18 protein-coding genes and 1 tRNA gene are annotated in these 26,264 nt (G+C 52.6%); 13 read left to right on the top strand and 6 right to left on the bottom strand.

Annotation, left to right across the window (positions count from 1 at the left end):
* The 4 genes from ACFPMF_RS20635 (at position 1) to ACFPMF_RS20620 (ending at position 8,221) form a co-directional block, all read left to right on the top strand.
* The gene (locus tag ACFPMF_RS20635; RefSeq protein ID WP_379848633.1) at positions 1–3,558 is read left to right on the top strand and encodes a SusC/RagA family TonB-linked outer membrane protein; all 3,558 of its coding nucleotides are present in this window, start codon (positions 1–3) and stop codon (positions 3,556–3,558) included.
* A 170-nt stretch (positions 3,559–3,728) separates the two neighbouring features.
* Positions 3,729–5,207: a RagB/SusD family nutrient uptake outer membrane protein gene (locus tag ACFPMF_RS20630; protein WP_379848632.1), complete on the top strand. Its 1,479-nt coding sequence runs from the start codon at positions 3,729–3,731 to the stop codon at positions 5,205–5,207.
* A gap of 106 nt (positions 5,208–5,313) precedes the next feature.
* The gene (locus ACFPMF_RS20625; RefSeq protein ID WP_379848631.1) at positions 5,314–6,789 is read left to right on the top strand and encodes a sulfatase family protein; all 1,476 of its coding nucleotides are present in this window, start codon (positions 5,314–5,316) and stop codon (positions 6,787–6,789) included.
* Positions 6,790–6,820: 31 nt separating this feature from the next.
* The gene (locus tag ACFPMF_RS20620; RefSeq protein WP_379848630.1) at positions 6,821–8,221 is read left to right on the top strand and encodes a sulfatase family protein; all 1,401 of its coding nucleotides are present in this window, start codon (positions 6,821–6,823) and stop codon (positions 8,219–8,221) included.
* Positions 8,222–8,275: 54 nt separating this feature from the next.
* On the opposite strand, the gene ACFPMF_RS20615 is transcribed toward ACFPMF_RS20620, so the two are convergent.
* Positions 8,276–9,172, bottom strand: coding sequence for an NAD(P)H-binding protein (locus tag ACFPMF_RS20615; RefSeq protein ID WP_379848629.1), 897 nt, complete (start codon positions 9,170–9,172; stop codon positions 8,276–8,278).
* Between the two features lie 91 nt (positions 9,173–9,263).
* On the opposite strand from ACFPMF_RS20615, the gene ACFPMF_RS20610 reads away from it, so the two are divergent.
* Positions 9,264–9,653: a winged helix-turn-helix transcriptional regulator gene (locus tag ACFPMF_RS20610; protein WP_379848628.1), complete on the top strand. Its 390-nt coding sequence runs from the start codon at positions 9,264–9,266 to the stop codon at positions 9,651–9,653.
* A 234-nt stretch (positions 9,654–9,887) separates the two neighbouring features.
* Here ACFPMF_RS20610 and ACFPMF_RS20605 read toward each other — a convergent pair whose 3' ends face one another.
* From ACFPMF_RS20605 to ACFPMF_RS20595, 3 genes are all read right to left on the bottom strand, one after another.
* Positions 9,888–10,970, bottom strand: coding sequence for a lytic transglycosylase domain-containing protein (locus ACFPMF_RS20605; protein ID WP_379848627.1), 1,083 nt, complete (start codon positions 10,968–10,970; stop codon positions 9,888–9,890).
* A gap of 147 nt (positions 10,971–11,117) precedes the next feature.
* Positions 11,118–13,250 carry a DNA helicase RecQ gene (recQ, locus tag ACFPMF_RS20600; RefSeq protein ID WP_379848626.1) on the bottom strand — a complete coding sequence of 711 codons (2,133 nt, stop codon included), beginning with the start codon at positions 13,248–13,250 and terminating at the stop codon, positions 11,118–11,120.
* 62 nt (positions 13,251–13,312) lie between these two features.
* Positions 13,313–14,524: a carboxypeptidase-like regulatory domain-containing protein gene (locus tag ACFPMF_RS20595; protein ID WP_379848625.1), complete on the bottom strand. Its 1,212-nt coding sequence runs from the start codon at positions 14,522–14,524 to the stop codon at positions 13,313–13,315.
* 291 nt (positions 14,525–14,815) lie between these two features.
* Here ACFPMF_RS20595 and ACFPMF_RS20590 point away from each other — a divergent pair, with 291 nt between their 5' ends.
* Positions 14,816–16,729, top strand: a complete 1,914-nt coding sequence (locus ACFPMF_RS20590; protein ID WP_379848624.1) for a S9 family peptidase — start codon at positions 14,816–14,818, stop codon at positions 16,727–16,729.
* Between the two features lie 22 nt (positions 16,730–16,751).
* Here ACFPMF_RS20590 and ACFPMF_RS20585 read toward each other — a convergent pair whose 3' ends face one another.
* Positions 16,752–17,951 (bottom strand): cytochrome-c peroxidase, encoded by a 1,200-nt coding sequence (locus tag ACFPMF_RS20585; protein WP_379848623.1) that lies wholly within the window; start codon positions 17,949–17,951, stop codon positions 16,752–16,754.
* Positions 17,952–18,094: 143 nt separating this feature from the next.
* Positions 18,095–19,549: an asparagine--tRNA ligase gene (gene asnS, locus ACFPMF_RS20580; RefSeq protein WP_379848622.1), complete on the bottom strand. Its 1,455-nt coding sequence runs from the start codon at positions 19,547–19,549 to the stop codon at positions 18,095–18,097.
* A 261-nt stretch (positions 19,550–19,810) separates the two neighbouring features.
* Between asnS and rpoN the strand changes: the two genes are divergently transcribed.
* The 7 genes from rpoN to ACFPMF_RS20545 all read left to right on the top strand — a co-directional run bounded on the left by rpoN (position 19,811) and on the right by ACFPMF_RS20545 (position 25,735).
* On the top strand, positions 19,811–21,268 hold the full coding sequence (gene rpoN / locus ACFPMF_RS20575; protein WP_379848621.1) for an RNA polymerase factor sigma-54: 1,458 nt from the start codon (positions 19,811–19,813) through the stop codon (positions 21,266–21,268).
* A gap of 74 nt (positions 21,269–21,342) precedes the next feature.
* Positions 21,343–22,023: a phosphatase PAP2 family protein gene (locus ACFPMF_RS20570; protein ID WP_379848620.1), complete on the top strand. Its 681-nt coding sequence runs from the start codon at positions 21,343–21,345 to the stop codon at positions 22,021–22,023.
* 96 nt (positions 22,024–22,119) lie between these two features.
* On the top strand, positions 22,120–22,914 hold the full coding sequence (locus tag ACFPMF_RS20565) for an enoyl-CoA hydratase/isomerase family protein (protein ID WP_379848619.1): 795 nt from the start codon (positions 22,120–22,122) through the stop codon (positions 22,912–22,914).
* A gap of 71 nt (positions 22,915–22,985) precedes the next feature.
* Positions 22,986–23,059 (top strand) — tRNA-Arg (locus ACFPMF_RS20560).
* Between the two features lie 200 nt (positions 23,060–23,259).
* A complete protein-coding gene (locus ACFPMF_RS20555; protein WP_379848618.1) occupies positions 23,260–24,453 on the top strand; it encodes a tyrosine-type recombinase/integrase in 1,194 nt (397 codons plus the stop codon).
* 12 nt (positions 24,454–24,465) lie between these two features.
* Positions 24,466–25,461, top strand: a complete 996-nt coding sequence (locus ACFPMF_RS20550) for a hypothetical protein (protein ID WP_379848617.1) — start codon at positions 24,466–24,468, stop codon at positions 25,459–25,461.
* Between the two features lie 76 nt (positions 25,462–25,537).
* A complete protein-coding gene (locus ACFPMF_RS20545; RefSeq protein WP_379848616.1) occupies positions 25,538–25,735 on the top strand; it encodes a helix-turn-helix transcriptional regulator in 198 nt (65 codons plus the stop codon).
* Positions 25,736–26,264 lie beyond the last annotated feature (529 nt).

Below are 26,264 nucleotides of genomic sequence, written 5' to 3'. Positions count from 1 at the left end.
ATGAAAAAGCCCCTGATTAATCGTAAAATCTATTTTATGTATAGAACAACTCTAGTGGTGCTGTTTGCCTCTGGCGTGTTCTTTTGCCAGTCGGCCCGTGGGCAGGCGCTGGCGTGGAACTACACGCCGGACGTTACGACCCGGCCCTCCGGTCAGACGCAGCGACGGCCGTTGAGTACGGTTCTGAAAGAAATTGAAAACCGCTTTCGGATTTCAATCGCCTACCGCTCCGATTTGCTGGCGGATCGCACTACGGAGTTGAAACCCGCTACCTTTTCGAGTCCGGAAAAAGCCCTGAAAAAAGTACTGGAAGGCCAATCGCTGCGGTACGAGAAGGTGAACGAAAACTTTTACCTGATCGCGCCCCTGGCTGTCGAAAAAAAGGATAAACCCGCCCAGGTCGCGCCGTCCATTCTACCCCCATCCAGGGCGGGGCAGCCATCGGGTGATGTTTCCCGGTCGATTTCGATGGAAACCATTTCGTTGATCAGTCAGAAGACGGCGGTCGTCTATCTGCCGATAACGGGCCGGGTAGTGGATCAGAACAACGAAGCGGTTCCCGGGGCGACAGTCATTTACAAGGAAAATCCGAACCTCGGCACCTCGACCAACGCGGAAGGGCAATTCACGCTGAATGTACCGGAAGCCCGGGGGACGCTGGTTATTTCGTCCATCGGCTTTCTGAGTCAGGAAGTGACGCTCGGCCAGCAGACCCAGTTTGTCGTTACGCTCCAGCCGGATACGAAATCCCTGGACGAAGTGGTCGTGGTGGGATACGGCGCGAAGCGGTCGCAGGATCTGACCGGATCGGTCGCGGTGGTGGACCAGAAAGCCATCCGCAGCCTGCCGGTTTCGACCATCGACCAGAAGATGGTGGGGCAGGTGGCCGGGGTGCAGATTCAGCAACCGTCCGGCGCACCGGGTGGAGGAACGTCCATTAAAATTCGCGGCAGTGGCTCCCTGGGGGCCGGGAATGAGCCGTTGTATGTGGTGGACGGAATGCCGTATTCGGCGGGGATGAACCAGACCCTGAACCCGTTGCTGTTCATCAATCCGAACGATATCGAATCGGTCAGTATTCTGAAAGATGCCTCCTCCACCGCAATTTACGGTTCCCGCGGAGCCAATGGGGTGATTATGATTACCACCAAAAAAGGGAAATTCGACCGGACGGAAATCAGTGTTTCGTCGATGCGCGGGGTGCAGCGGGTACCGCAGAAAGGCCGCCCCGAAATGCTGAACGAGCGCGAATTTGCCGAGTTGCAGCGCGACAAAATCGGGATTGTGGTCCGCCAGCGCGAAAACCGGGCGGCTACGGTGGAAGATTACCCGGTAGAATACCGCGATCTGACTCAACTGACCGGTAAAGGCACCGACTGGTATGATCTGCTGCTGCGTCCGGCGGCCATTGAAGACCATACCATCAGTATTCAGAAAGGCAGCAAGGAAAGCCGGTTGAGCGCCAGCCTGGGGTATTTCCGCCAGGATGGCGTGCTGAAACACACGGGAGTGGAACGGTATAGCGCCAAATTGGGCATCGAGTCGAACCTGGGGAAACGGGTGAAAGTGAGTGCCATCCTGCAACCGACGTTTATCAACCAGCAACGAACCAATACCAATTCCAATCGGGAGGATATTCTGGGTGTCAGCCTGTGGGCCAATCCGTTACGATCGCCCTACGACGCGAACGGGAACCTGATTCCGTACGTCATTTCGCCCCAGAGCAAATACCATTCGGCCTGGAGCTTTGTCAATCCGCTGTTTAATTTACGCGAAACCGTTCAGAACGAACGGGATTTTCAGAACCTGGGATCGGCTTTTCTCGAGTGGGAAATCATTCCCGGTCTGAAGGCCAAAACCTCGCTGAGTACGATCTGGGCGACCGGCAAGTTTTCGCAGTACATTCCGGCCACGGTCGGTGCCTCGAACACGCCCCCCACGGCGGGAACCGGCCGGTCGATCAAGAACCGGAACGACCGGTTCGACTGGCTGATCGAGAACACGCTGACGTACGATAAAACGATGGGCGATCACCGGTTCGACGCCCTGCTGGGGTACACGGCGCAGAAAAGCCGGTCTACCGGAATCAACCTGACGGCTTCGCCCTACACCAACGACCTGATTCGGACCATCAATGCGGCCCAGACCATCAGCGCCTGGGGTGAAGCCGTGAACGAATGGGCCATGATTTCGTACCTCGGGCGGATCAACTACGCTTTCAAAGACCGGTATTTGCTCACGGGAACGTTCCGGTCCGACGGTTCTTCCCGATTTGGTCCCCGGAAACGCTACGCTTTATTTCCGTCGGTGGCGGCTGCCTGGCGGGTGTCGGAGGAGGATTTTCTGAAAGGAAACCGCTGGATCAACGACCTGAAACTGCGGGCGAGCTACGGGCGCAGCGGCAATAACAACATCGGGAATTATTCGCACCTGGCGTCGATCAACGCGGAGTCGTACGTATTTGGGACCACGCAGGTAACGGCGTCGAGCGTCGGACTTTCGAATTCGTACCTGGGCTGGGAGGTATCCAACCAGGCGGATGTCGGGGCGGATCTCGAATTGTTTCAACACCGCCTGTCACTGTCGCTGGATTACTACTACCGGAAAAGTACCAATATGTTGCTGAACGACATTATTCCGGCCATTACGGGTTTCAATTCGCAAACCGTCAACAAGGGCAATATCCGGAATTCCGGAATTGAAATTGCGCTGGGCGGGACCCCGGTTTCGACGGCCGCCTTCAACTGGGATGTGAACCTGAATGTCGCCTTTAACCGCAACAAGGTGCTGTCGCTGAACGATAACGGGGATCGGATTCTGGCCGGTAGCAATGACGGCAACCCGACGCACGTGTCGGTGGTGGGCAAACCGATCAGCCAGTTTTTCGGGTATATTTTCGATGGGTTGTATACCGCTGCCGATCTAGCCAACCCCAATATCGTCAAAACCGCCCAGGTCTACGAAGGAAACGTGAAGTACAAGGACGTGAACGGCGACGGTGTCATCACGGACTTGCTGGATTATACGATCATCGGGAGTCCCCACCCCAAATTCATTTACGGGTTAACGAACCGTTTCGCCTACAACCGCTTCGATCTGAACGTGATCGTGAACGGGCAGTACGGCGGGCAGGTCATGAACGGCTTACGGCAAACCGTCGATAACCTCCAGGGCTTTTTCAACGTGAGCAAGGAGTGGACCGCACGCTGGCGTAATGCCGATACGCCGGGCGACGGACGGCATTACGGCGTTCCGATCCTGACCCCGAGTCTGGGGCATAGGGTATCTAATCTGTGGGTCGAGGATGCCAGCTACCTCCGGATTTCGAACCTGACGCTGGGCTATTCGCTTCCCGACAGCTGGGTGAAGAAAACCGGCTTCGTCAACAACTGCCGGTTTTACCTGACGAGCCAGAACCTGGCCATTTTTACGAAATACAAGGGGGCAAACCCCGAAGCGCAGTCGGTGACGGTCAACAACACACTGGCACCCGGTTTTGATATGTCGTCGTACCCCCTGGCTCGGACCACTTCGCTGGGCGTTAATCTGACATTTTAAAGTTTATGATTTACGGTATATGGTTTACAGTTTTCGGTATACGGTTTTTGGTTTCCAGTGGGTGGACACACGCGTTGTTACCAGGTAAGTCGAAGGCGGCCACCCACGGAAAACCGTAACCTGAAAACCGTATACCGAAAACGCAATTCCCACTACTTACAAAAGAGCGCATGAAAAAAATACTGTACATACTGGGGCTGGTGCTGTTGTCGGGCTGCTCCCGGGATTTTCTGGAAATTTATCCCGAAACCTCCCTGAGTGAAGGGACGTTTTACAAGTCCGAAACCGAATACATTCTGCTGGCCAACGGGTGCTACGTGCCGATGCAGACCTACGAAAAAGTGGAGCACTGGGTGATGGCCGAACTCATTTCCGACAATGCCAGCTTTCAGTACAGCACCGTGACGGGCGAAGCGTCGAAGGGGATTATCGACCAGTTTATTCTGGCGTCTAACAACGTGGCCTACGCCAACTTCTGGAATTCTTCGTACAATGGCATCACCCGCTGTAACAAACTGCTGGCCGAGATCGACCGGGAAGGCGTTAGCTGGTCGAAGGAATCGTTTAAAAAACGGTGCGCGGGCGAAGCGCAGTTTCTGCGGGCCTTGTATTACTTCAACCTGGTGCGCCAATTCGGTGGGGTGCCGCTGGTGCTGAAGCCGATTGAATCGCGGGAAGCCGTGGGCATCAAACGCTCGACCGAAGAGCAGGTGTACGAAAGCATCATTACTGATCTGAAAGCCGCCGTTGAGAATTTCAATGGGGCCACCGACGTGAAGGAAAACGGCCGGGCCAACGAAGGGGCCGCGCTGGCCCTGTTGGGAAAAGTGTATCTGACGCAGAAGAAATACGCCGAAGCCGCAGCGTCCCTGAAAACCGTCATCGAGTCGGGCAAATATAGTTTGCTGCCGAATTATGCTGACCTGTTCAACCCGTCGAGCAAGGATTTCAAGGAGACGATTTTTGCCGTTCAGTATTCCGAAAACAGTGCCGCCTTATCGAACCGGTTTATCTTCTGGTTTGCACCCTGGACCTCCGCCGGGGCCATCACCGGGCGACCCAGCATCAGCCTGGTGGGGGGCGGCTGGAACCAGCCGACCGACGATTTGATCAATGCTTTCGAAACCGGGGACAAACGGAAAGATGTATCGATCAGGTTCTGGACCGGCGCCGACTGGGATGGTGTTGTCCGCCCCATTCCGTATTGCGCCAAGTACAAAGCACCGGTTTCGTCGCCGGTTGATCGCAGCGGGGACAACCTGCCGGTATTGCGGTACTCGGATGTGTTGCTGATGTACGCCGAGGCCCTGAACCAGCAGGGTAATACGGCCGAAGCGATTCCGTACGTACAGCAGGTTCGTAACCGGGCCGGACTGACGCAGTCGTTGGCCGGAACCAGCAAAACCGCCCTGGAAACCCTCATTGCCAAAGAACGCCAGGTCGAATTCTGCTTTGAAAATCAGCGGTGGTACGACCTGAAACGGACGGACAAAGCGGTGGAGGTGATGACGGCCCACGGCCAGCGTGAGAAAGCGAAAAAGTCATTCCTGTACAACACGGCTTACCAGGTAACGCCCGTCAAACTGCTCGCGCCTATTCCGGAGGAACAGGTCCTGGTGAATAAAATTGCCCAGAACCCGGGCTATTGAGAAGCGCTGGTCAGGATTTTTTAATCCTGACCAGCACGCTCGCGGACCTGCAATTTGCAGCGTCGAACCCCGTAAACGCATCCCAGCCTTTTAATTGATAAACTGTATGAACCGAGCCTTTCAACTTCTTGCCTTTCTTGCGGCTGCGGTCGGGTTACTTTACTGCACCACCCGCCCCACCACCACGGCTACCCAAAGCAAGAAGCCGAACGTAATTTTTATTTTTTCCGACCAATGGCGGGCCGATGCGGTGGGCTACGCCGGAAACACGGATGTAAAAACGCCCTTCGCCGACCAACTGGCGAAGGAAAGCGTCAACTTTAAAACCGCCGTGGCCACGATGCCCGTTTGTGCGCCGTACCGGGCAACGCTGTTGACAGGCCAGTATCCGCTCAGGCACGGTGTGTTTTACAACGACAAACCGCTGCCGAACGAAGCCCTGACGATGGGGGAGGTCTTCAAGGACAATGGGTACAAAACCGGGTACATCGGCAAATGGCACATCAATGGGCACAAAAACGGCGAACATCCGTTTAGCGCCCGCGACAAACCCATCCCCCGCGACCGGCGGCAGGGTTTCGATTACTGGAAAGTGAGGGAAGTCTCGCACGATTACAACGACTCGTTTTACTTCGACGAGAACGACCAGAAGCATACCTGGCCAGGCTACGACGCCTTTCCGCAGACGGACAGCGCCATCGGTTTTATCAAAAAATCGAAAGACAATCCATTTCTGCTGGTTTTGTCGTGGGGACCACCACACAACCCCTACCATACGGCACCGGAGAAATACCGCAAGATGTACGACCCGAAAACGCTGAAAATCCGTCCGAACGTGCCGAAGGCCATGGTGGACAGCGCCCGCCGGATTTACGCCGATTATTACGCCCACTGCACGGCGCTGGACGACGCCCTGGGGAAACTCCTCAAAACGCTGGACGAACAGGGGTTGGCCGACAATACGATTCTGGTTTGGACCTCCGACCACGGCGATATGTTGCTGACGCAGGGGGTGTTGCGGAAACAACGCCCCTGGGATGAATCGATCCGGGTGCCGATGTTACTGCGGTATCCGGCCAAATTCGGACGGAAAAGCATCGAGGTCAACAAACCGATCAACACGCCCGACATTCTGCCGACCTTGCTGGGGCTGTGCGGCCTGAAAATCCCGGATACCATCGACGGCAAGGATGTTTCGAAAGGCATTTTGAAACCGGCGGAGTATCCGATCGATGCTGCGCTGGTGGTGCTGCCGGTGCCGTTCCACGAGTACAATTTCCAGAATGGCGGGCGCGAATACCGGGCCGTCCGGACCGAGCGGTACACCTACGCCCGGCGGCTGTCGGGCCCCTGGCTGCTCTACGACAACCAGACGGATCCGTATCAGTTGAACAACCTGGTGAACAAACCGGAACATGCGGCCCTCCAGAAACAGCTGAATGACGTCCTGAACCAAAAGCTGAAAGAAACAAAGGATGAATTTTTGCCGGCAGACGAGTATATGAAGCGGTATAATTACACCTATGATAACAAGGACAGCCTGCGGCCGCCATCGTATTACGCGGAAATCCGGCCCAAATAGCTGTTCGTATTCTTGATTCGCTATGAAGTCGATGAACAAAACACTTTTCCTGCTGGCCGGGATGCTGGGCGTGGCTGCGCTGACGGTTTTCAGTATGGGGTTTGTCAACCTATCCGTTGAAAAACCGGCCGCCAACGCTGCGGAAAAACCGAATATTATTTTCCTGCTGACGGACGATCACCGCTGGGATGCGCTGGGGGCCATGGGCAACCCGATTATTCAAACTCCGCACCTGGACGCCCTGGCGAAAAAGGGTATTCTGTTTCCCAATATGTACGTGACCACATCGATTTGCTGTGTCAGTCGGGCCAGCATTCTGAGCGGGCAGTATGAATCGCGGCACAAAATCAACGATTTTTCGACGGATTTTTCGCCGGAGGCCCTCGCCAATACATATCCGTTGCTGCTCAAAAAAGCGGGGTATAAAATTGGATTCGTGGGCAAATACGGGGTGGGGGATAACCCGCCCGAAAACGAGTACGATTTCTGGGCCTGTAACCGCAAAGGCCAGCCGCCGTATGAATACACCAACGCCAGCGGGCAGAAAATTCACCATACCGACAGCGTGGCCCATTCGATGCAGATCTTTCTACAGCAGTTTGCCGGGAAAGGCCCGTTCTGCCTGTCGGTGAGCTTCAAGGCTCCGCACGAACTCGATGGCAACCCGCCGACCTATCCGGTACAGGAGCGGTTTGCGAATTTGTACCGGGATGTGACGGTTCCGACGCCGGAAACCGCCGATCCGAAATACTGGAACAGCTTTCCCGATTTCTTCCGAACCGACAAAAACATCGGCCGCGAGCGCTGGAAACCGCTGTTTTCAACGCCGGAACGGCATCAGCAAACCGTCAAGGATTACTACCGGCTGATCACGGGCGTCGATGAGGTGGTCGGGAAACTGGTCGATCAACTCCGGCAATTGAACCTGGATAAAAACACGATTATCGTCTTTACGGGCGATAACGGTTTTTACCTCGGCGAACACGGGATGGAAGGCAAGTGGTTCGGGCACGAAGAGTCGATTCGGGTGCCGCTCATCGTTTACAATCCGGCTTTTCCCGCCCGGGAGCGCGGGAAAAAGTCAACCCGAATGGCGTTGAACATCGATATCGCCCCCACGCTCTTAGCCTTTGCCGGAGTGGAAGCGCCGAAAACGATGCAGGGCGTGAACCTGATGAAGCATGGCGGTCCGGCGCGCACGGATTTCTTTTATGAACACACCTTTATGGGCAGCCCCCGATTGCCGAAAGTGGAAGGGGTGGTGACGGGCGATTTCAAATACATGAAATTCATTGAACACGGGTATGAGGAGTTGTACAGTGTGAAATCGGATCCGCACGAGACGAAAAATCTGGCCGGCGACCCGAAATTCGGGAAGGAACTTAATGCGTTGCGGAAGCGATACCAGGAGCTGAAAGTAACCGTCCAATAGTGCGTTTGGCTTTTAAACGCCCCACTACCCGCCCGGGTGGTGGGGCGTTTTTGTTCAGACTGCCGCCCGGTACGCAGGTGCAAATTCCTGTTCGGCAAACGTTTCCAGCGTGGTTGGCGTCGTATTTCCGGCATTCCGCACGAAACCCTCGGACAGACTGCCGTCGTTGGCGCGTTGGCTATATTCTATGTAATTCTCGACCAGGCTGGGTTGCAGACCCGCCTGAAGCAGGCCCTCGCGGGCCTCATCGTACGAAAACGTGGTCCAATTTAAGTCCGGTTTTCCGATGGACCGACCCAGGATGCGGGCGGCTTCATCAAGCGTTAGATCCCGGGGACCCGCTACGAATTGGACGGTTTTACCGGTAAAATCCAGGGCCAGCAGGTATCGGGCGGCTGCGTCCGCAATGTCGTTGGGGTGCACCATGGCCAGCGGTACGTTGCGGGAGATTGGAAAACCGCCCAGAAGGCCGGCCTGTTTCAGGAAACCGATGTTGTTGAAAAAGTTCGAAAAAAAGAATCCCGCGCGCAGGTGCAGCACGTTCAGCCAGTCGATGGCGTTGAGTTGATTCTCCAGGCGGGACATGCCCTGAATCATCCCGTTATGGTTCGCCAGGTGGGCGCCAAAACTGCTCAGGCTCACGGCATAGGGTACTCGATTGGCCCGGATGGCGCTGGTGAGGGCGTCGGCTATCCGGTTTTGGTAGCTCGGAAAATCGGTGGTCACAAAGCTGGGAGGGATCATGGCGTAAACCGCCCTGGCTCCCCGGAACGTTTCGGTCAGAAAATCGACGTCCTCCAGCTGGCCGATAGCAGCCCGAACTCCCTGATCGGTGAAGACTTTCAACGGGTCGGGCGTTCGACCGACAACCGTTACGGGTTTTCCCGCATTGATCAATTGCTGGGCGATGAGCTTGCCCGTATTCCCGCTGGCTCCTGTGATGATGTACATGGCATGAAGATTTTAGTGAAAATTCTTGCCAAAACTATGTCCAATGGTTTACTTTTGTCAAGTAATTACAAAAAAGTATCCTAGTCTCTATATGGAAACAAATGTTGATAATGAAGGGCTTATAAATAAAGATTTTTCGGAAGATTTAGCCCCCTTCATGCTGACGAAGTGCCCCGTCACGCTGACCAACCTGATTATTGGCGGAAAATGGAAACCGGTGATCATTCATAATGTGTCGCGGGGCATCAACCGGTTCGGCGAATTGCAGCGCGCCATGCCCGGGGTAAGCAAGAAAATGTTAACGCAGGAACTGCGCGATCTGGAACATAACGGCATCCTGAACCGAAAAATCTACGCCGAAATTCCGCCCCGGGTCGAATACAGCCTGACGGACTGGGGCCGGGCCACCCTGCCCATTTTGCAGTCGATGGCTCACTTCGGGTTTGCGTATGCCGATAAGCTCGGGCTGAAACCCGCCTAGTCGTAGCCCGTCAACGTGGTTTTGAACCTTCGACTGGGGAGGGCCGGAAAATTGCGTCGAGGCACGAGTTAGCGTTCGGGTCAGGTGCTTTAAAAAATCCGTTGGCTCGTATACCTGGCCCTTCGGCTCACGCAATTGAGGATGTAAACCGGCTTAGACAACTAGACGTGAGTAGCCACTAATGCAAAAAGGGACGCTGGCGTCCCTTTTTGCATTAGTGAAAGTCGTCTTCGCTTACACCCAATCCCAGTCGAACAGGGGTTGGATTTTGCGTTTGGCCGCCAGAAAGACCTGGTACAGCCGCGACCGCCGGAAGCGTAACACCTGCAAGCCCATCAGCCCGGCCATCGCCATTGGGGTTTGTGAAGGAGAGGCCGTCATGGACGTTGACGCGGCATCCGATGAAGGATTCCCGTCTTCCGACTCGCCCACAATCTGAGCCAGCGTTTCTTCCAGGAAGTTCCGGCTACGGGGGCCCCAGGTGGGTTCGGGTTCGAGACCCGGTTCAGAGGTGGTTCCAACAAACGGCATCACATCCGGCTGGAAACGCTCACCCGGCAACGGGCGGGTCAGGTCGGCCAGCACGGCGGGTTGCAGCATGTCGCTGTAAATCCGCGGGCGGGTCAGCAATTCCTTATACGCCAGCACGCGGTATAGGTATTTGCTGGTTTCCCGGTGCAGCCGCAGGTTATAATAGCTCCGAATGCCCTGCTGGTTGATCCGCTTCTGGACGTGGGTTGCTCCGCTATTGTAAGCAGCGGCAACCAGGGTCCAGGAGCCTAGCTCATCATACAGTTCGTTCAGGTAGCGGCAAGCGGCTACTGTCGATTTGTAGAGATCCCGCCGTTCGTCATTACCGGCGCTGACCGTCAGGCCGTAATCCCGGGCGGTTTGGGGCATCAGCTGCCAGTAGCCGCCGGCCCCTTTGGGGGAGGTACTGTTCCCCGATAGATCGCTTTCAACCAGCGGCAGGTACTTGAAGTCCCTGGGAATGTTATACTTCGCCAGAATCGGTTCAATAACCGGGAAAAATTTGACAGCCCGCTTCCGAAGCCGGAGCAGGTAATCCCGGTGTTTGGATTGTTGTAATAAAACCGTTACCCAGCGACGGGTAACCGTTGACTGTTTAAGGGGGACATACTCCCCGCAAAATTGAACCGGTTGTAGACTTTGGATGGTTGAGGTACCCGGCAGCCGGATGCTGACGGTACCGTTGGAATGAGAGGTAAACTCCCTTGAGTTTATCTCTTTTGGGGTCGCCAATGCGATCGTTTTGGCGGCCGATAGCAACAGAATAACGCTAGCTTCTTTTATCAAAACAGACTGATTTGTTGTTTACGTCAACACGACGGTCACGGTTTAATAAAAAGACATTTCTACGAAGCTACTTGATTTTCTGGACTTTACCAAATTGGGGTTCTACAAAAATTACTAAACGGCATCCCTACTAACGCCATAGGGCATTCAGAGAATGGCTCCCTGAAGGGCCGCAACGATCCGGATTTTGGTGTAGTCGTACCGGCCCTGAAGGGCTTCAAAAACCGGCTTCAGCGTGTTGTTTTCCAGGCCCACCCGGGCAATTGCGCGCTCAATATCAAGGCGTTCGGCCGTGTCGACCAGGGCGGCCAGGTCAACCTCGTAGCCGTTATTCGTGAGGTAAATCAAATGCATGGCAATCGTGGACGACGAGAGCTTGCGTTCGGCCGCCATTTCGTCAACGGTCAATCCCTGCTGGTAGAGTTCGTAGGTGAGCAAATGCGTCGCACCTTTCAGATTGGTGCCTTCGCGGGCCTGTCCGGTCAGAAAGGCCGCAATCTCTTCCATGAACCGTTTTCCGAACAGTTGCAGCTTCCGGTCGCCCACCCCACTGACGTTGCGGAAGGCTTCCGGCGTGGTCGGGCGCAGGCGGGTCATTTCTTCGAGCGTCGAGTCCGTAAAAACCACATACGGCGGCACATTCTGCTCGTCGGCCAGTTGTTTCCGCAGCACCCGCAGCCGCTCGAACAGATCGTCGCGCACGGTTTCGGTTTTGGTCTTTGGTTTCTGCTCGGCCTTGCGCTGGGCGGCCTCTTCCGGTTTGATCAGGTCTACTTTCCGGCCCTGGTACAAAACCGCATCCGCCAGAATTCCCCGGCGCAGGAAATAGTGGTCGTCATAGGCAATTTCGATCACGCCAATGTTGATGAGTTGCTGCAAATAACTCCGCCACTCGTCAAACTTCAGGTCGCTGCCCGCGCCGTAGGTTTTGATCAGGTGGTAATTATTCTGGAGAATGGTCTGGTTTCGCGAACCGCGCAGCACGTCGATGAGCAGATTCATCGGCACCTGCTCTTTCAGCCGGATCATCGCCGAAAGGGCTTTCTGGGCCAGAACCGTACCGTCGAACATCACCCGCGGATTCTGGCAAACGTCGCAGTTTCCACAACTTTCCGTCAGTTCTTCGGAAAAATAACTCAGCATAATCTGCCGCCGACACGAGTGTGCTTCGGCGTATTGCTGCATCCGTTCGAGTTTCGCCATTTGCAGCCCCAGATTGGCCGGCGCGTTCTCGGACAGCATTTCTTTCCAGTTGGCCACGTCGGCAAAACTGTAAAACAAAACCGTTTCGGCCGCCGAACCGTCGCGTCCGGCCCGGCCGATTTCCTGGTAAAAGCTCTCCAGATTCTTCGGCATGTTGTAGTGAATCACCCAGCGCACGTTCGACTTATCGATGCCCATACCGAAGGCAATCGTGGCGCAAATGATGCGGATGTCGTCACGAACGAACTCGTCCTGCGCCTGCGCCCGGTTTTCGGCGCTCATGCCCGCGTGGTAAAAACCGGCGCGGTAGCCTTTGTCCTGGAGCCTGGCCGCCAGCGATTCCGTCGATTTGCGGCTCTGGCAGTAGATAATGCCAGACTTGTCGGGATGCAAGGCCAGAAACCGCTCGATCTGCTGCATTCGCTTCAGACCCGGCAACACCTTCAGGCTCAGGTTCGGACGGTTGAAGGAGGCAGTGAAAACCGCCGGATTATCCAGATGAAGCTGGGAAACAATATCCTGCCGGGTCAGTTTGTCGGCCGTGGCCGTCAGTGCCACCACCGGCACGGTAGGGAAGTGGTTTTTCAGCAGGTTCAACTGCGTGTATTCCGGCCGGAAATCGTGCCCCCAGGACGAAATACAGTGGGCTTCGTCAATGGCGAAGAAGCTGATTTGCAATGAATTCAGAAACACGAAAAACGACTCCGACAGCATTTTCTCGGGCGAAACATACAGCAGTTTCAACCGACCCGCCAGACAGTTCTGCTCAATTTCGCGTTGCTCCCGACTCCCCTGCGTGCTGTTCAGGTAAGCCGCCGGGATTCCGTTTAATTGCAGCGCTTCTACCTGGTCCTTCATGAGCGCAATCAGGGGCGAAACCACCACGCACACCCCCGGTTTCATCAGCGCCGGAATCTGAAAACAAACCGATTTTCCGCCCCCGGTCGGCATCAAAACCAGTGAATCGCGGCCTTCCAGCAACGTCCGGATGATGTCTTCCTGCATGGGCCGGAACCGGTCGTAGCCGTAGTATTGTTTCAGAAAGTCAACCGGTTGCAAGGTCTGAATGTCGTTCATTGGTAGTTGTCCATTAAACCTGACCGGTTTCAGCCGTAACGGCAGATCGATCAGGGTTTTACTTATTCTTTTTCCGTCGGGACTACGGTATTCCAATGGCCCCAGAACCGCTCGTCCGGCTTTCCACCCTGCTTCGGCAGGTTCTCCGTAGTGGTCAGCAATTCGGTTTCCTTAATAGCCTGCCCATTGGACCGCCCGTATTCCTGGGTCGCAAAATGCAGACTGATTGAGGCAAGCATCGGGGCCTCCTGCGCCTGGGTAAACCGGGTTTCCAGCACCAGCCGGGCATCCTGCAAATACCATTTTCCGTTCAGTTGGCGGTACTGGCAATGGCTGGCAATCCGCCTGACTTCCTTCTTTGACCGTCCGGTCAGGTTGTCAAAAACCGATTTCAGGCTGGTTTTCAGGACTTCTCCGGCTGCTTCGGGCGTAAACTCGTACGCAATCCGGACAATCGCCCGGCTGGCGGTGTCGATCAGCAGTTCACCTTTCCGGGCGGCCCGCACCCGCCGGCCCGCTGCCGGCTCAAACGTCAGGCGGTAAGCCGGGCGGTTATCCCAACCGGTCAGCAGCGAATCCAGCCGGAACGCATAATCGTTCAGGTGGTCGCCATTCAGGTAATCCGGCGGCCCCAGCTCCATGCTCCGGGTGACGAGGGCCGCTCCGTTCGGAAAGGCATAACCCTCCAGGACCTTCGGAATCGGGTGTCGGACAAACTGCCGACCCTTCACCAGTTTGACTGTTTCGGGCAACCCGGTATTGGTCTGGGGGCGCTTTTCAGCTTTCAGAACCGCTTCCCGCACGTTCCAGCAGGCCGAATCGGTCGCCAGCGTTTCCCGGTAAAAACCGGTCAAAACCGTTGGCGTTGACTGGAAGTTCGCCGGGATCGACTTCAGCGCTGAAAAGACCAGCAGGCGGGCATCGGTCCGGTCCCGAAACGCATCCGGCAACCGGGAGCGTAGCACCGGTTGCAGCCGCACCGTTGCCGAATCGCCCGGCCTGAATGTCCGCAGCGGCAGAACCCCATTCTGGTAGCCGGCCACCGAAACGATCATCGCCTTCGACGAATCGATTTTCGGGTATTTCAGCAAAAACCGCCCTTCGGCATTGGCCAGCGTTCCCCAGGCTTTGCCCGAAATACTGACGTAGGCAAATTCAATCGGCTGGCCCGTTGACTGGTCCATAATCCGGCCCGTAACCTGTTGATAGCCTTGGGCTAATGATCCGCCTATTCCCGTTACCAGCAGGAGGGCGGCTACCATCCATTGTTTCATTCGGAAAATGGAAAAGCACGTAAAATCCCATTAGCGCGGTCGGAACAAGCCGAATTTCCTTGTCAAAAATACGCAATTCGGCCCGCTTATCCCACCCAATGACGAGCAAACATACCACTTGTTTTCTGTTTTGTATATACAAAAATTCTGCTATTTTGGGATTCTTCCGGTCTTGGGCCCGGAAGTACTAACGGGTTCCGATCCCCCGAAAACTGCCCGTGTTCTCCCTCCAAAAATCCCGGATTATCCGTATGTTTGACACCGGAACACCATTCATCCTATCCGATTCTCATGAAAAAAATAGCATTGGCTGGCGCCGTTTTGCTGGGGTCGCTGGCTGCGCAGGCACAAAAACCGCTCACGCCCGAGCAACTCTGGAAATGGGGTCGGGTGTCGGGACTGGGAATTACCCGGGACAACCGCTCGGTCGTCTACGCAGTGAGCACGCCCAACGCCGGGGAAAACAAGAACGTCCGGAAACTGTACCGGATTCCGCTGGCGGGCGGTCTGGCGGTGGAACTGCCTAATACGGACGGCTTGCTGGCCAATTCCCGAATTTCGCCAGATGGTAAACATATCCTTCGTAGTGAGGCCGTTCAGGTTGAAACTGTTACGAGCACGGACAAGTACCCGGATCTGAAAAAATCGAATGCCTACATTTATACCTCGCTGAATTATCGCCACTGGGATACCTGGCGGGACGGCAAGTATGATCACGTGTTTGTGGCCCCGCTCGTCAACGGAAAACCGGGAACTGCCAAAGACATCATGCCCGGCGAAAAATTTGATTGCCCCCAAAAACCGTTCGGCGGTGACGAGGATTTTATCTGGCATCCCGACGGCAAAAAGATCATTTATGTGACCAAGAAAAAGGCGGGAACCGAATACGCCCTGAGTACCAATACCGATTTGTACGAATACGAGCTGGCCACCGGAGTTACCCGAAATCTGACGGAAGAAAACCAGGGCTATGACGTCAATCCGGCGTTCAACACCAAAGGCCAACTGGCCTGGCTGCAAATGAAACGAGACGGGTATGAGTCTGATAAACAGGATATTGTTGTCTTGAATGGCGCGGCAAAACTCAACCTGACGCAGCACCGCGACGATATTCACGTCAACAGTTTTCAATGGAGCGAAGACGGTTCCTCGCTGTTCTTTACCGCGGCCACTGACGGCACGATCCAGTTGTTTAACGTGACCTATCCGGGCCTGACGAAAATGATGCCCGTGATCACGCAGGTTACCAAAGGCGATTTCGACATCACCGGCATCGTCGGGCAGGTGGGCAACACGCTGGTGGTGTCCCGGACGGACATGAACCACCCGGCGGAGCTTTTCACGGTCGATCTGACCAACGGTTCGCTGAAGCAGCTGACGCACGTCAATGATGCGGTTTTGAAAACGACCGGAATCTGCAAAACCGAGCGCCGGTTTGTGACCACGACCGACAAGAAAAAGATGCTGGTTTGGGTCATTTATCCCCCCGGTTTTGACGCTTCCAAAAAATACCCGACCCTGCTTTATTGCCAGGGTGGCCCACAGTCGGCGCTGACGCAGATGTATTCCTACCGCTGGAATTTTCAGCTGATGGCGTCGCAGGGGTACATTGTGGTCGCCCCCAACCGGCGCGGCATGCCCGGGCACGGCACCGAATGGAACGAGCAGGTCAGCAAGGATTGGGGCGGGCAGGTGTTGAAGGATTACCTGAGTGCCATCGACGACGTTGCCAACGAACCGTATGTCGATAAAAACCGGCTGGGTTGTGTAGGGCCGAGTTTCGGCGGTTATTCGGTGTATGCGCTTGCCGGTATTCACGAAAAACGCTTCAAATCCTTCATTTCACACGACGGTATTTTTGATTTCAGAAGCATGTACGGCACGACCGAAGAGCTGTTTTTTGTGAACTGGGATTTGGGCGGGCCGTATTGGGATTCGAAAAACAAAGCGGCCCAGCGCACCTACGAGCACTCCCCGAGCAACTTTGTGGACAAGTGGGATACGCCCATTTTGATCATTCAGGGCGGCAAAGACTACCGGGTACCCGTCGAACAGGGTTTGCAGGCGTTTCAGGCGGCTCAGTTGCGCGGCATCAAAAGCAAGTTGCTATATCTGCCGGAGGAAAACCACTGGGTGCTGACGGCGCAGAACGCCCTGGTCTGGCAACGCGAGTTTTTCAGCTGGCTGAAGGAAACGTTGAATTGATGAACAGGCAGGAGGGAGGTCGTCATTCGACATTCCCTTTGACTTTCAAACCGCTGGGAACGCGCGTCGGGACGGTTTTGTCGAACGTATCGTCGTTGAGGGTGTTCAGGAATTCCACGATGCCGGAAATGTCCTTGAATTTGAGGTCCAGTTCATACACCAGCGGGTCCATCTGCCCGGCGGTGACATGCGGATTTTCGATCTTTCCGCCCGCAATGTCTTCGTAAAACAGCAACACCTGGTCCAGCGTCTGGAACTTGCCGCTGTGCATATACGGCGCCGTGAACCGGAGGTTGCGTAGCGTAGGAGTGCGAAATGCGTAATCATTATTAATACCGGCATCCGATTCTTTCCGGTTTTCGGTATCGGGTACGCCGAGGGCGTGCAGTTTAAAATCGGAGAACATCGGCCCGTTATGGCATTTGGCACAACCGGCTTTCAGGAACAGATTCAAACCGTCTTTTTCGCTGATTGACAGCGCACTGCTGTCGCCCCGCATGTATTGATCGAACCGCGAATTGGTGGCTACCAGAGTGCGCTCAAAAGCGGCAATGGCCTTCGCGAGGTTCTGGATGCGAACGGGTTCGGTTTCGCCCGGAAAGGCGGCTGAAAACAGCGTCCGGTATTCGGAAATCCGGCGAAGGCGGGCGATGACTTCGTCGAGAACCGCTTCTTCCGTAAACGCGTGGCCGCGCATTTCTTCCAGGGTTTTGATGGGCAGCAGGGCCTGTTCTTCCAGGCCTTTCGCCCGCATATCCCAGAACATGGGCGCCTGGGCCGGGTCATAGGGCCGGTCGTTGGTCAGCCCGTTAAAGGCCGCGTTGAGGACCGACTGGGAGTTCCGTTTCGCGAACGGAATGGTGTTCGGAAGCCGGAACTGGCGTTTGCTTCCCGACCCGCTGCCGTTGACACCGATCGAGGTTTCCAGAAATTCCGCGTAGTTGAAATCCGGCTGGTGGCAGGTGGCGCAGGCGACGTCGCGGTTACCGGATAAGATTGGGTCATAAAACAAAAACCGGCCGAGTGCCACCTTTTCCGGGCTCGTCGGATTGTCAGCCGGATCAAGGACGGATTCGGGCAAAGCACCCAGGACATCAATGGATTCGGAGATTTTCCGGTCGCGGCTTTTGAGCGACTGATTCTCCGTACCGCAGGAAACGAATACTGCACAAACGACACTCAGAATGAGCCCGTAACTAGGACGACTCGCGAACAATTTCATTGTCTTCAAACACAATCCTCCCCGGGAAAAGCCGCTGGTTGATAAAATTTACTGTAGCAAACGGCAGAAGGGCGGAAAAGAAGAAGCGTTGCTGGTGACCGGCTGCCGTCTTCCTTTCGGCTCTTCCGCCGTTATTCTGGAGGCTAAAACTCCGCGCTTTTCGGGGTTCTCGGGAACGGAATTACGTCGCGGATATTCCCCATACCGGTCACGAACAACACCAGCCGTTCGAAGCCCAGACCAAAACCGGAGTGCGGAGCGGAGCCAAACTGGCGGGTTTCGAGGAACCACCAGATGTTGGCCGGATCGATGCCGACTTCCTGCACCCGCGCCAGGAGTTTCTCGTAGTTTTCTTCCCGCTGCGAGCCCCCGATGATTTCGCCAATCCCGGGAAACAGCACGTCCATGGCGCGCACGGTCGGGCCGGGAGCCGCGTCAGAAGGGTCGTCCTGCTTCATGTAGAATGATTTGATCTCACGCGGATAATTGGTCAGAATAACCGGTTTTTTGAAGTGCTTTTCGACCAGAAACCGCTCGTGTTCCGATTGCAGGTCGATGCCCCAGCCGACCGGATACTGAAACTTCTTCTCCTTATGCGGTTTTGATTGCAGCAGGATGTCGATTGCCTGGGTGTACGTAATCCGTTCGAAATCATTGTTGACGACGAAGCCGAGTTTTTCGAGCAGCGGCATCGGACTTCGTTCGGCCTGGGGTTTGTTTTTTTCTTCGTCAATCAGGCGGTTTTCCAGAAACTTCAGATCGTCGGCGCAGTGCTCGAGGGCATATCCGATGACGGATTTGACAAAATCCTCGGCCAGGTTCATGTTGTCCTCCAGTTCATAGAACGCCATTTCCGGTTCAATCATCCAGAACTCGGCGAGGTGGCGCGTGGTGTTGGAGTTTTCGGCCCGGAACGTTGGCCCGAAGGTGTAAATTTTCGACAGGGCCAGCGCACCCAGTTCGCCTTCGAGTTGTCCGGAAACCGTCAGGTTGGTTTCGCGGCCGAAAAAGTCCTGTTTGTAATCGATTGTGCCCTCTTCCGTCCGGGGCGGTTTGTCCAGATCCAGCGTCGTCACGCGAAACATTTCGCCCGCGCCCTCAGCATCGGAAGCCGTGATGATCGGCGTATGCAGGTAGAAAAAACCGTTGTCGTTAAAGTATTTATGCACCGCAAACGCCAGCGCGTGGCGGATGCGCAGGACCGCACTGAAGGTGTTGGTGCGCGGGCGCAGGTGGGCGATTTCCCGCAGAAACTCCATCGAGTGTTTTTTCGGCTGCAGCGGGTACTGATCCGGATCGGCAGGACCGTAAACGTGAATGTCAGTCGCTTTCACTTCGACCTTTTGCCCCGACCCCTGTGATTCAACCAGGGTTCCGCTGATGGCCACACAGGCCCCCGTTGTCACCAGCCGAAGCGTTTCCTCGCTGAACTGACCGGGTTCGGCAACGGCCTGCAGGTTGTGAATCGTGGAGCCATCGTTGATGGCAATAAAAATGGCGTTTTTACTTTCCCGCTTGGTCCGGACCCAGCCTTTGACCGTGATCGAATGACCCGTGGTTTCGGATGCGAGTATTGTTTTGACAGGTATAAGACTCATTCTGAAACGTACATAAGTGAAAGACGACTGTAAAGGTAAGTCATTCGGTGAAATTTGAAGCGATTTCTTCCGGATTGGGAAAGCCAGTTTCTAAAAATATTTCTTTTTAATATATTGATTTTCAGTATATATAGTCTAAATAAATAAAATTGAGTAGGACGTAAAACATTTTTTTTTAAAATTGGTCTGGAATTTGATAGGCGCCCACCAATGGCCCGAGTCAGGAATCGGTGGGGCGCGAATACAGTATTTTATCAGGTTATGCAAAGACTCAGCCTTACCCAATCCCTCCAGCAAAAGCTGTCTCCGCAACAGATACAGTTCATCAAACTGTTGCAAATTCCGACGGCCGAACTGGAAACCCGTATAGAAGAGGAACTTGAAATTAATCCGGCTCTGGAAGAAGGGCTCGATACCGATTTTGAGGAACCCAATGCCGACGATCCGTACACGGACGATTACGACGACCAGGATTATAAAGAGCGGAATGACGAAATGGACCTGGGGAGTTATCTGAACGAGGACGACTATAGCGGGTACAAAATGCAGGGTGATGGTAACTACGCCGAGGAAGACCGGGAGATGCCAGTGGCCAACCGGTCGACGCTCACCGATACCCTCTTACAGCAGTTTGGCTACCTGAACCTCGATGAGCGGCAGGAAGACATCGGGATGCAGCTGATCGGAAGCATCGAGAACGATGGCTATATCCGGCGGTCGATGCAGGCCATTGTGAATGATCTGGCGTTTTCACACGGTATTTTCACCGATACGGAAGAGCTGGAAATCGTGCTGAAGCGCATTCAGACCTTTGATCCGCCGGGCATTGCGGCCCGGTCTCTGCAGGAATGCCTGCTGCTGCAGTTGCAACGGAAAGATCCCAGCGATCCGGCGGTTCCACTGGCCATTCGCATCATTGAAGACCTGTTTGAAGAATTTTCGAAAAAACACTACGATAAGATTCAGAAGCGACTGAATATCAGTGAGGAGCAGCTCAAAAAGGTCATTTCAATTATTACCAAACTGAACCCCAAACCGGGTTCAGTGGAAGGGGAGGACAGTGCAGTTCAATACCTGATTCCTGATTTTATCCTGACGAACAACAACGGCAAAATCGAACTGACGCTCAATTCGCGCAACGCGCCGGAACTGCGCATCAGTCGGTCGTTTGCCGAAATGCTGGATACGTACGAGAAAAGCGACAAGAATAACCGCTCACTGAAAGAAACCGTCTCGTTTGTCAAGCAGAAACTCGACGCGGCCAAGTGGTTTATCGACGCCATCAAGCAGCGGCAGGCAACCCTCCTGAAAACGATGAATGCCATTGTGAAATTTCAGTACGACTTTTTTCTGGAAGGCGACGAAACCAAGTTGCGTCCGATGATTCTGAAAGACATTGCGAACCTGATCGACATGGATGTTTCGACGGTTTCGCGGGTGGCCAACAGCAAGTCCGTTCAGACCGAATTCGGCATTTATCCGCTGAAATATTTCTTTTCCGAAGGCATTGCCACCGATTCGGGCGAAGATGTCAGCAGCCGCGAGGTCAAGAACATTCTGAAGGAATTCATCGACCATGAGCCCAAAGGGAATCCCCTTTCGGACGACAAGCTCGAAAAAATGCTCAACGAGCGGGGGTACAACATTGCCCGCCGGACGGTGGCCAAATACCGCGAACAATTGAACATTCCGGTGGCCCGATTGCGGAAACAACTCTAACGGTTTTCCGTATTCAGGATACGGTTTTATGGTTTTCGTGCGTTCATATGGGTGCGCTTTGTTAATTTTGCTAAATGATTGAAGAGCAACGGTTGACCGAAAACCAACATCCGAAAACCGAAAACGTGAGCCTGAAGCTGGCTCGTGTGCTGTCGGCGGTTTTTCACCCGCTGTTGATGCCCACGATTTTATTCAGCCTTTTACTCTATAAGGCCCCGGGGGTGCTGGGTGTCGAGACCTATGGCCCCGGTTTTAAGTGGAGTTTACTGGTGCTAATTTGCGTTTGTACCTTTCTGGTGCCGGCCTTTCTGATTTACCTCCTGCACCGTACCGGTTTTGTCAGTAGCCTGAATATGAATGACTTACGGGACCGCCGGGTACCCTATTTCATGACCGCTCTGCTTTACACGACGACGACTCTTCTTTTTGGGTATCAATTCTCAAACGCGGTTCCCGAAATCGGCATCGTGATGGGGAGCATTACGGTCTCGGTCACGCTGGTCGGGCTGATCAGTTTATTCTGGAAAATCAGCGCCCACAGTGTGGGGGTCAGCGGGATGGTGGGTGCCCTGTTGGGGATTGCCATTAAAGCGAGCGAAATGAGTCTGCTGTATCCGCTGCTGGCGCTGATTGTGCTGGCGGGATTGCTGGCCAGTGCCCGGCTGTACCTGAACGCCCACACGCCTACCCAGATTGCCGCCGGCATGGGGCTCGGCCTGCTCGTCAGTCTGGCCACGGTACTGTTCCTGATTTAAACCTTTTTTGCCTGGGCCGTTTAGGCTTTTTGGTATGCAGCGGTATGGCGATAAGTGCCTGAAAACCGGCTACCGTAAACCCCATTCCTTGAAAACATGTACGAGCATCTTCTCTTTGCGGTTTCAGACGGAATCTGTCGCATCACGCTCAACCGGCCGCAGGTTCATAACGCCCTGAATCCGGCCCTGATTCAGGAAATCACGAGCGCAGTGGAGGCCGCCGGAGCCGATGATAGCGTTCGGGTGGTGGTGCTGACGGGCGCGGGAGACAAGGCTTTCTGCTCCGGTGCCGACCTGAAGGAAGCGGCTGGTCACTTGCAGGAAGACAGCGGTTTTTCGATGGGGGCTCTCCTGCGGAGTACGTATCATCCGATGGTTCGTGCCATCCGGAACCTGCCCAAACCGGTCATTTGTCGGTTGAATGGGGTGGCGGCCGGGGCCGGTTGTTCGCTGGCGCTGGCCTGTGATGTTGTCATTGCCACGGATGAATCCTACGTATCGTTCCTGTTTGTGGGAATTGGTCTGATGCCCGACGCCGGATCGACCTTCTTTCTACCCCGCCTAATCGGGGCGCAGAAGGCATTTGAATTGTGCAGTACCGGGCGAAAGGTATTTGGGGCCGAAGCAGCACAGTTGGGGCTGGTTTCTCGCTCGGTTCCGGCCGCTGATCTGGATAGGGCGGTGGCCGAAACCGCCGGTTTTTATGCATCGGCGCCAACCCAGGCGATTGGATTGATGAAATTGGCGATAAACCAGTCCATCCATACCGATCTGGAGACGCAGTTGGAGCAAGAAGCTCAGTATCAGGATTTGCTGGGGAAAACCGGGGATGCTGCCGAAGGCATTCTGGCGTTTCTGGCGAAACGAAAGCCGGTTTTTCGCGGGAAATAGGCAGAAAATTCCTTCCGGAGATTTGAAACTTATCTTTTTTGTCTTACTTTTGCAGTCCCAACACGGGAAATGCATTCGTAGCTCAATTGGATAGAGCACCTGACTACGGATCAGGAGGTTTGGGGTTCGAATCCCTACGAGTGCACATAAATTTGTTTAAATAGGCTTATAAATCATTGATTTGTAAGCCTATTTGGTTTTTAGGGAATCGTAACCTATTGAGATAGAATTACATTTCAATTCGTTTTAATTCGTTCTAGTTCGCATTGTTTGATACCATTTTGATACACATTGTAGAACGTAATTCAAAAGGTAGGTTTGGGCCGTACTTATAAATAACGGCCAATGATTATCAAGATAACCTATCGAATTATCTACAATCGAGCTAAAAGATTTGATCGGAATGGTAAAGCTTCCGTGGTAATTGAAGCGTATCAAAATCCAAATCGGCGCTATTTCTCTACTGGCCTTAAACTTACTCCCGGCGAATGGGATAAACGTAAAAATGAGGTGAAAGGACGTCCAGAGCTTAACCGTCTAATCCGCTCCCGGATTACTGAGTTGGAAACGTTTGAGACACGGTTTCCAACTTTGTATAACCGTCCGTTTGCCTTACAGGATTTTGATTTAATGAAGTTGAAGGATAAGGCTGAAAAAATACCCACCTTTTCCGGCTTTGCTAACGAGCAGATTGATAAGGATAGAATAGCTATCAATTATATCACCCACCAGCGTTATAAACGGACTATCAAGCTTTTAGTTGGTTTCGGTCAACAGCCTGCCATTGAGTTTTCAACTCTTACTTACAATTTTATTGAAGGCTTCGATTTCTATTTGCGCACTGTTGAAAAATTAGCTTCAAATACTATCTATAAGCATCATCAAGTCATTCAGAAGTATTTGGCAATTGCCACCAAAAAGGGCTATTTCAACATAAAAGATAACCCATACAACGATTTTCGGCCGAAGAAAGCAAAGGTTGAAAGTGCCGTATTGCTACCGGCTGAAATAGAGAAGATTGAGCAATTAAACTTCACAAAAGAAACGGAACATTTAGCGTTTTATCGTGATGCTTTTCTAATAGCGTATTATACACTTTTGCGGATTGGAGATGTCACCCGAATTAGACAATCGAACCTGATTGAGACAGATAAAGGGCTAGTGTTGGAAATGAAAGCCCAGAAGACCGGCAAGCTCAATCGTTTGCCCTTATTTGATCTACACTGTACTCCAAACAATTTAAGCAAGCCTGAACAAATTATAAAGCGTTATTGGCGCACTGATAATCAGCCCCTGTTTGCCCGCTCGCATCCCAAGTTGAATGAGTATGTGAAAGATGTCATCCGGTTAGCTGGAATCAGCAAGGACGTGACGTTTCATACAGCCCGTCATTCTGGCATCACCTATTTGTCAACCGTTCTGCCTACTCCTGTTGTACAGCAACTTGCCCAACATTCAAGCATTGCTACCACAATGGGTTATGTGCACATTTCTGGGCAGCAGGTTACTCAATCATTAAACCAAGTCAAATGGTTTTAATTAGTAATAGTTATGTATACTTCTAAAAAAAATAGTCAAAATCAAAAGATAGAGTATAAGGTTGGTATAAGACATTTCTTAAATAAGAAGATTAAGCCTGATACCACAAATACATCTTATGATGAAACTATATGTTATTGGGTTTATATTCAAATAACTGTAAAAAGACAGACCACAGTTATTAAGAGTATGATTGGTTCTTTACCAGAAAGCCTTTTTGATAAGATTCTGAGTTCAAATATTGAATTATTAGATTTTTATGAGTCACGGCTCAAAAGAGAGCTTGAGCGTGAAAAAGCTAATATAGAATATGTTATAAAAACCTTAGCTTCTGATAAAGATGATAATTTCAAGTTAAGCAACTTCATTCATGTTTATGAAAAGGCAACTTATAAGCTAAGTGATGCCCTTAATAAATTACTACTCAACGAAATACAGTTGTTTTGTGATAATTATTATAAAAGAAAAGAAAATATTGTTTTTAGAAATCCAAGTATATCATTTAAAAAAAATGATACAAAAACTTTATTTAACCCATTCAACGATTTAATTCCTTGGCACAATAAAGATTTATCTGCATATAAAGTTATTCAAGGTATTTGTGGGATTTTCCCCCCTGCCCTCCAATTAATAAAAGAATATCGCTCATATATATGGGACTTTCTAAGTTTATATGATAATGCTGTCTTTTCAGCAAGTGATTTGATATTGACTAATGCTTTACTTGATTGGGAGAAAGGCACTTTTCAGAAACAGATGCTCATCTCTCTTCCTATTCCTGAGGAAGACTTGCAATTGCTTTTCAATGATATTGAGAAATTACTCACCAAATACAGTTTCGACAAGGTTGAGAATTACAAGTCAGACGAGATTTACTTGTATGAAGAAGATATTTGGAAGTTATATAAGAAACATCCTAAAAGGCTTACTTCAACCCCTGAATATCAAGAGGTAATGCGCCTGTTCAATATTAGAAATTCAAAAAGCGATCAAGGTGAAGAAAAATAAATGTATAAATTATTTTTTTTATTTAGACATAATAATACTTTTACGGCCATGATACTCCATATCAATTCATTTCATCATGGCAACTGCTTCTACTCAGAGTGATTGGCTACGGCCAAAAGACGTTCAAACCCTAATGAAAATTGGGAGCACCCGTTTTTGGCAATTGGTCAGGGAGGGTGCTTTTCCTGTTTCGAGACCTTCCGGTAAATTGGTCTACATCCGACGCACGGATGTAGAGAACTTCTTTCAGAACGGCTACGCAAAAGCTGCTTAAGTGTTTGTAAACCTGGGTATTCATCCAGATATGTATCTCCTTTTTATTGGTTGCTCTTCTCTGACTTGTCGGTCGGCATGTAGCTTATTGCCTATTTTTTGAGCAAAGCCGCTCGAATGGCTAGGTGAAAGCATCCCGCAAAAAAGCCCCGAAGCTGCTCCTACAGCTTCGGGGCAAGTAGTTCTTCTAAGCTCCTTAAACCTAGTAAAACCATGTCAAATGTACACAAAAATCGGAAAAAGTCTTACTCCAAAGATCGTCAATGTAACCGTCTCTGTATTAAGGCTTTAAGACGAATCATTTTCAGTACGAATTATCAAGTGTTACTTAAAAATCTTGCACCAGAGCCAATTCGAACACCGTGCGTTATTTCAAAATCTATCCGCAAAGAACCTATGCTTTTATTGATCCGTGAATAAGCTTATAATAATCGTATCTTGTTGTCGGTATGGGAAAATACAAACAATCAGATTACGAACTACTCCGCAGACGCTGTGTTGAACTAGATCTGGCGGGTTGGAAGCAAGGA

Source organism: Larkinella bovis (genome assembly GCF_042655385.1).
GTDB classification, from domain to species: Bacteria; Bacteroidota; Bacteroidia; order Cytophagales; family Spirosomataceae; genus Larkinella; species Larkinella bovis.
Note: the sequence above shows the minus strand (reverse complement) of the source record. Positions and strands in the feature narration are given on the sequence as shown.

Coding starts and splice junctions, on each gene's coding strand:
- ACFPMF_RS20635 (WP_379848633.1), top strand. CDS start 1: ATGAAAAAGCCCCTGATTAATCGTAAAATCTATTTTATGTATAGAACA.
- ACFPMF_RS20590 (WP_379848624.1), top strand. CDS start 14,816: ATGAAAAAAATAGCATTGGCTGGCGCCGTTTTGCTGGGGTCGCTGGCT.
- ACFPMF_RS20565 (WP_379848619.1), top strand. CDS start 22,120: ATGTACGAGCATCTTCTCTTTGCGGTTTCAGACGGAATCTGTCGCATC.
- ACFPMF_RS20595 (WP_379848625.1), bottom strand. CDS start 14,524: ATGAAACAATGGATGGTAGCCGCCCTCCTGCTGGTAACGGGAATAGGC.
- recQ (WP_379848626.1), bottom strand. CDS start 13,250: ATGAACGACATTCAGACCTTGCAACCGGTTGACTTTCTGAAACAATAC.
- ACFPMF_RS20570 (WP_379848620.1), top strand. CDS start 21,343: ATGATTGAAGAGCAACGGTTGACCGAAAACCAACATCCGAAAACCGAA.
- ACFPMF_RS20630 (WP_379848632.1), top strand. CDS start 3,729: ATGAAAAAAATACTGTACATACTGGGGCTGGTGCTGTTGTCGGGCTGC.
- ACFPMF_RS20585 (WP_379848623.1), bottom strand. CDS start 17,951: ATGAAATTGTTCGCGAGTCGTCCTAGTTACGGGCTCATTCTGAGTGTC.
- ACFPMF_RS20620 (WP_379848630.1), top strand. CDS start 6,821: ATGAACAAAACACTTTTCCTGCTGGCCGGGATGCTGGGCGTGGCTGCG.
- rpoN (WP_379848621.1), top strand. CDS start 19,811: ATGCAAAGACTCAGCCTTACCCAATCCCTCCAGCAAAAGCTGTCTCCG.
- ACFPMF_RS20545 (WP_379848616.1), top strand. CDS start 25,538: ATGGCAACTGCTTCTACTCAGAGTGATTGGCTACGGCCAAAAGACGTT.
- ACFPMF_RS20615 (WP_379848629.1), bottom strand. CDS start 9,172: ATGTACATCATCACAGGAGCCAGCGGGAATACGGGCAAGCTCATCGCC.
- asnS (WP_379848622.1), bottom strand. CDS start 19,549: ATGAGTCTTATACCTGTCAAAACAATACTCGCATCCGAAACCACGGGT.
- ACFPMF_RS20625 (WP_379848631.1), top strand. CDS start 5,314: ATGAACCGAGCCTTTCAACTTCTTGCCTTTCTTGCGGCTGCGGTCGGG.
- ACFPMF_RS20550 (WP_379848617.1), top strand. CDS start 24,466: ATGTATACTTCTAAAAAAAATAGTCAAAATCAAAAGATAGAGTATAAG.
- ACFPMF_RS20610 (WP_379848628.1), top strand. CDS start 9,264: ATGGAAACAAATGTTGATAATGAAGGGCTTATAAATAAAGATTTTTCG.
- ACFPMF_RS20555 (WP_379848618.1), top strand. CDS start 23,260: ATGATTATCAAGATAACCTATCGAATTATCTACAATCGAGCTAAAAGA.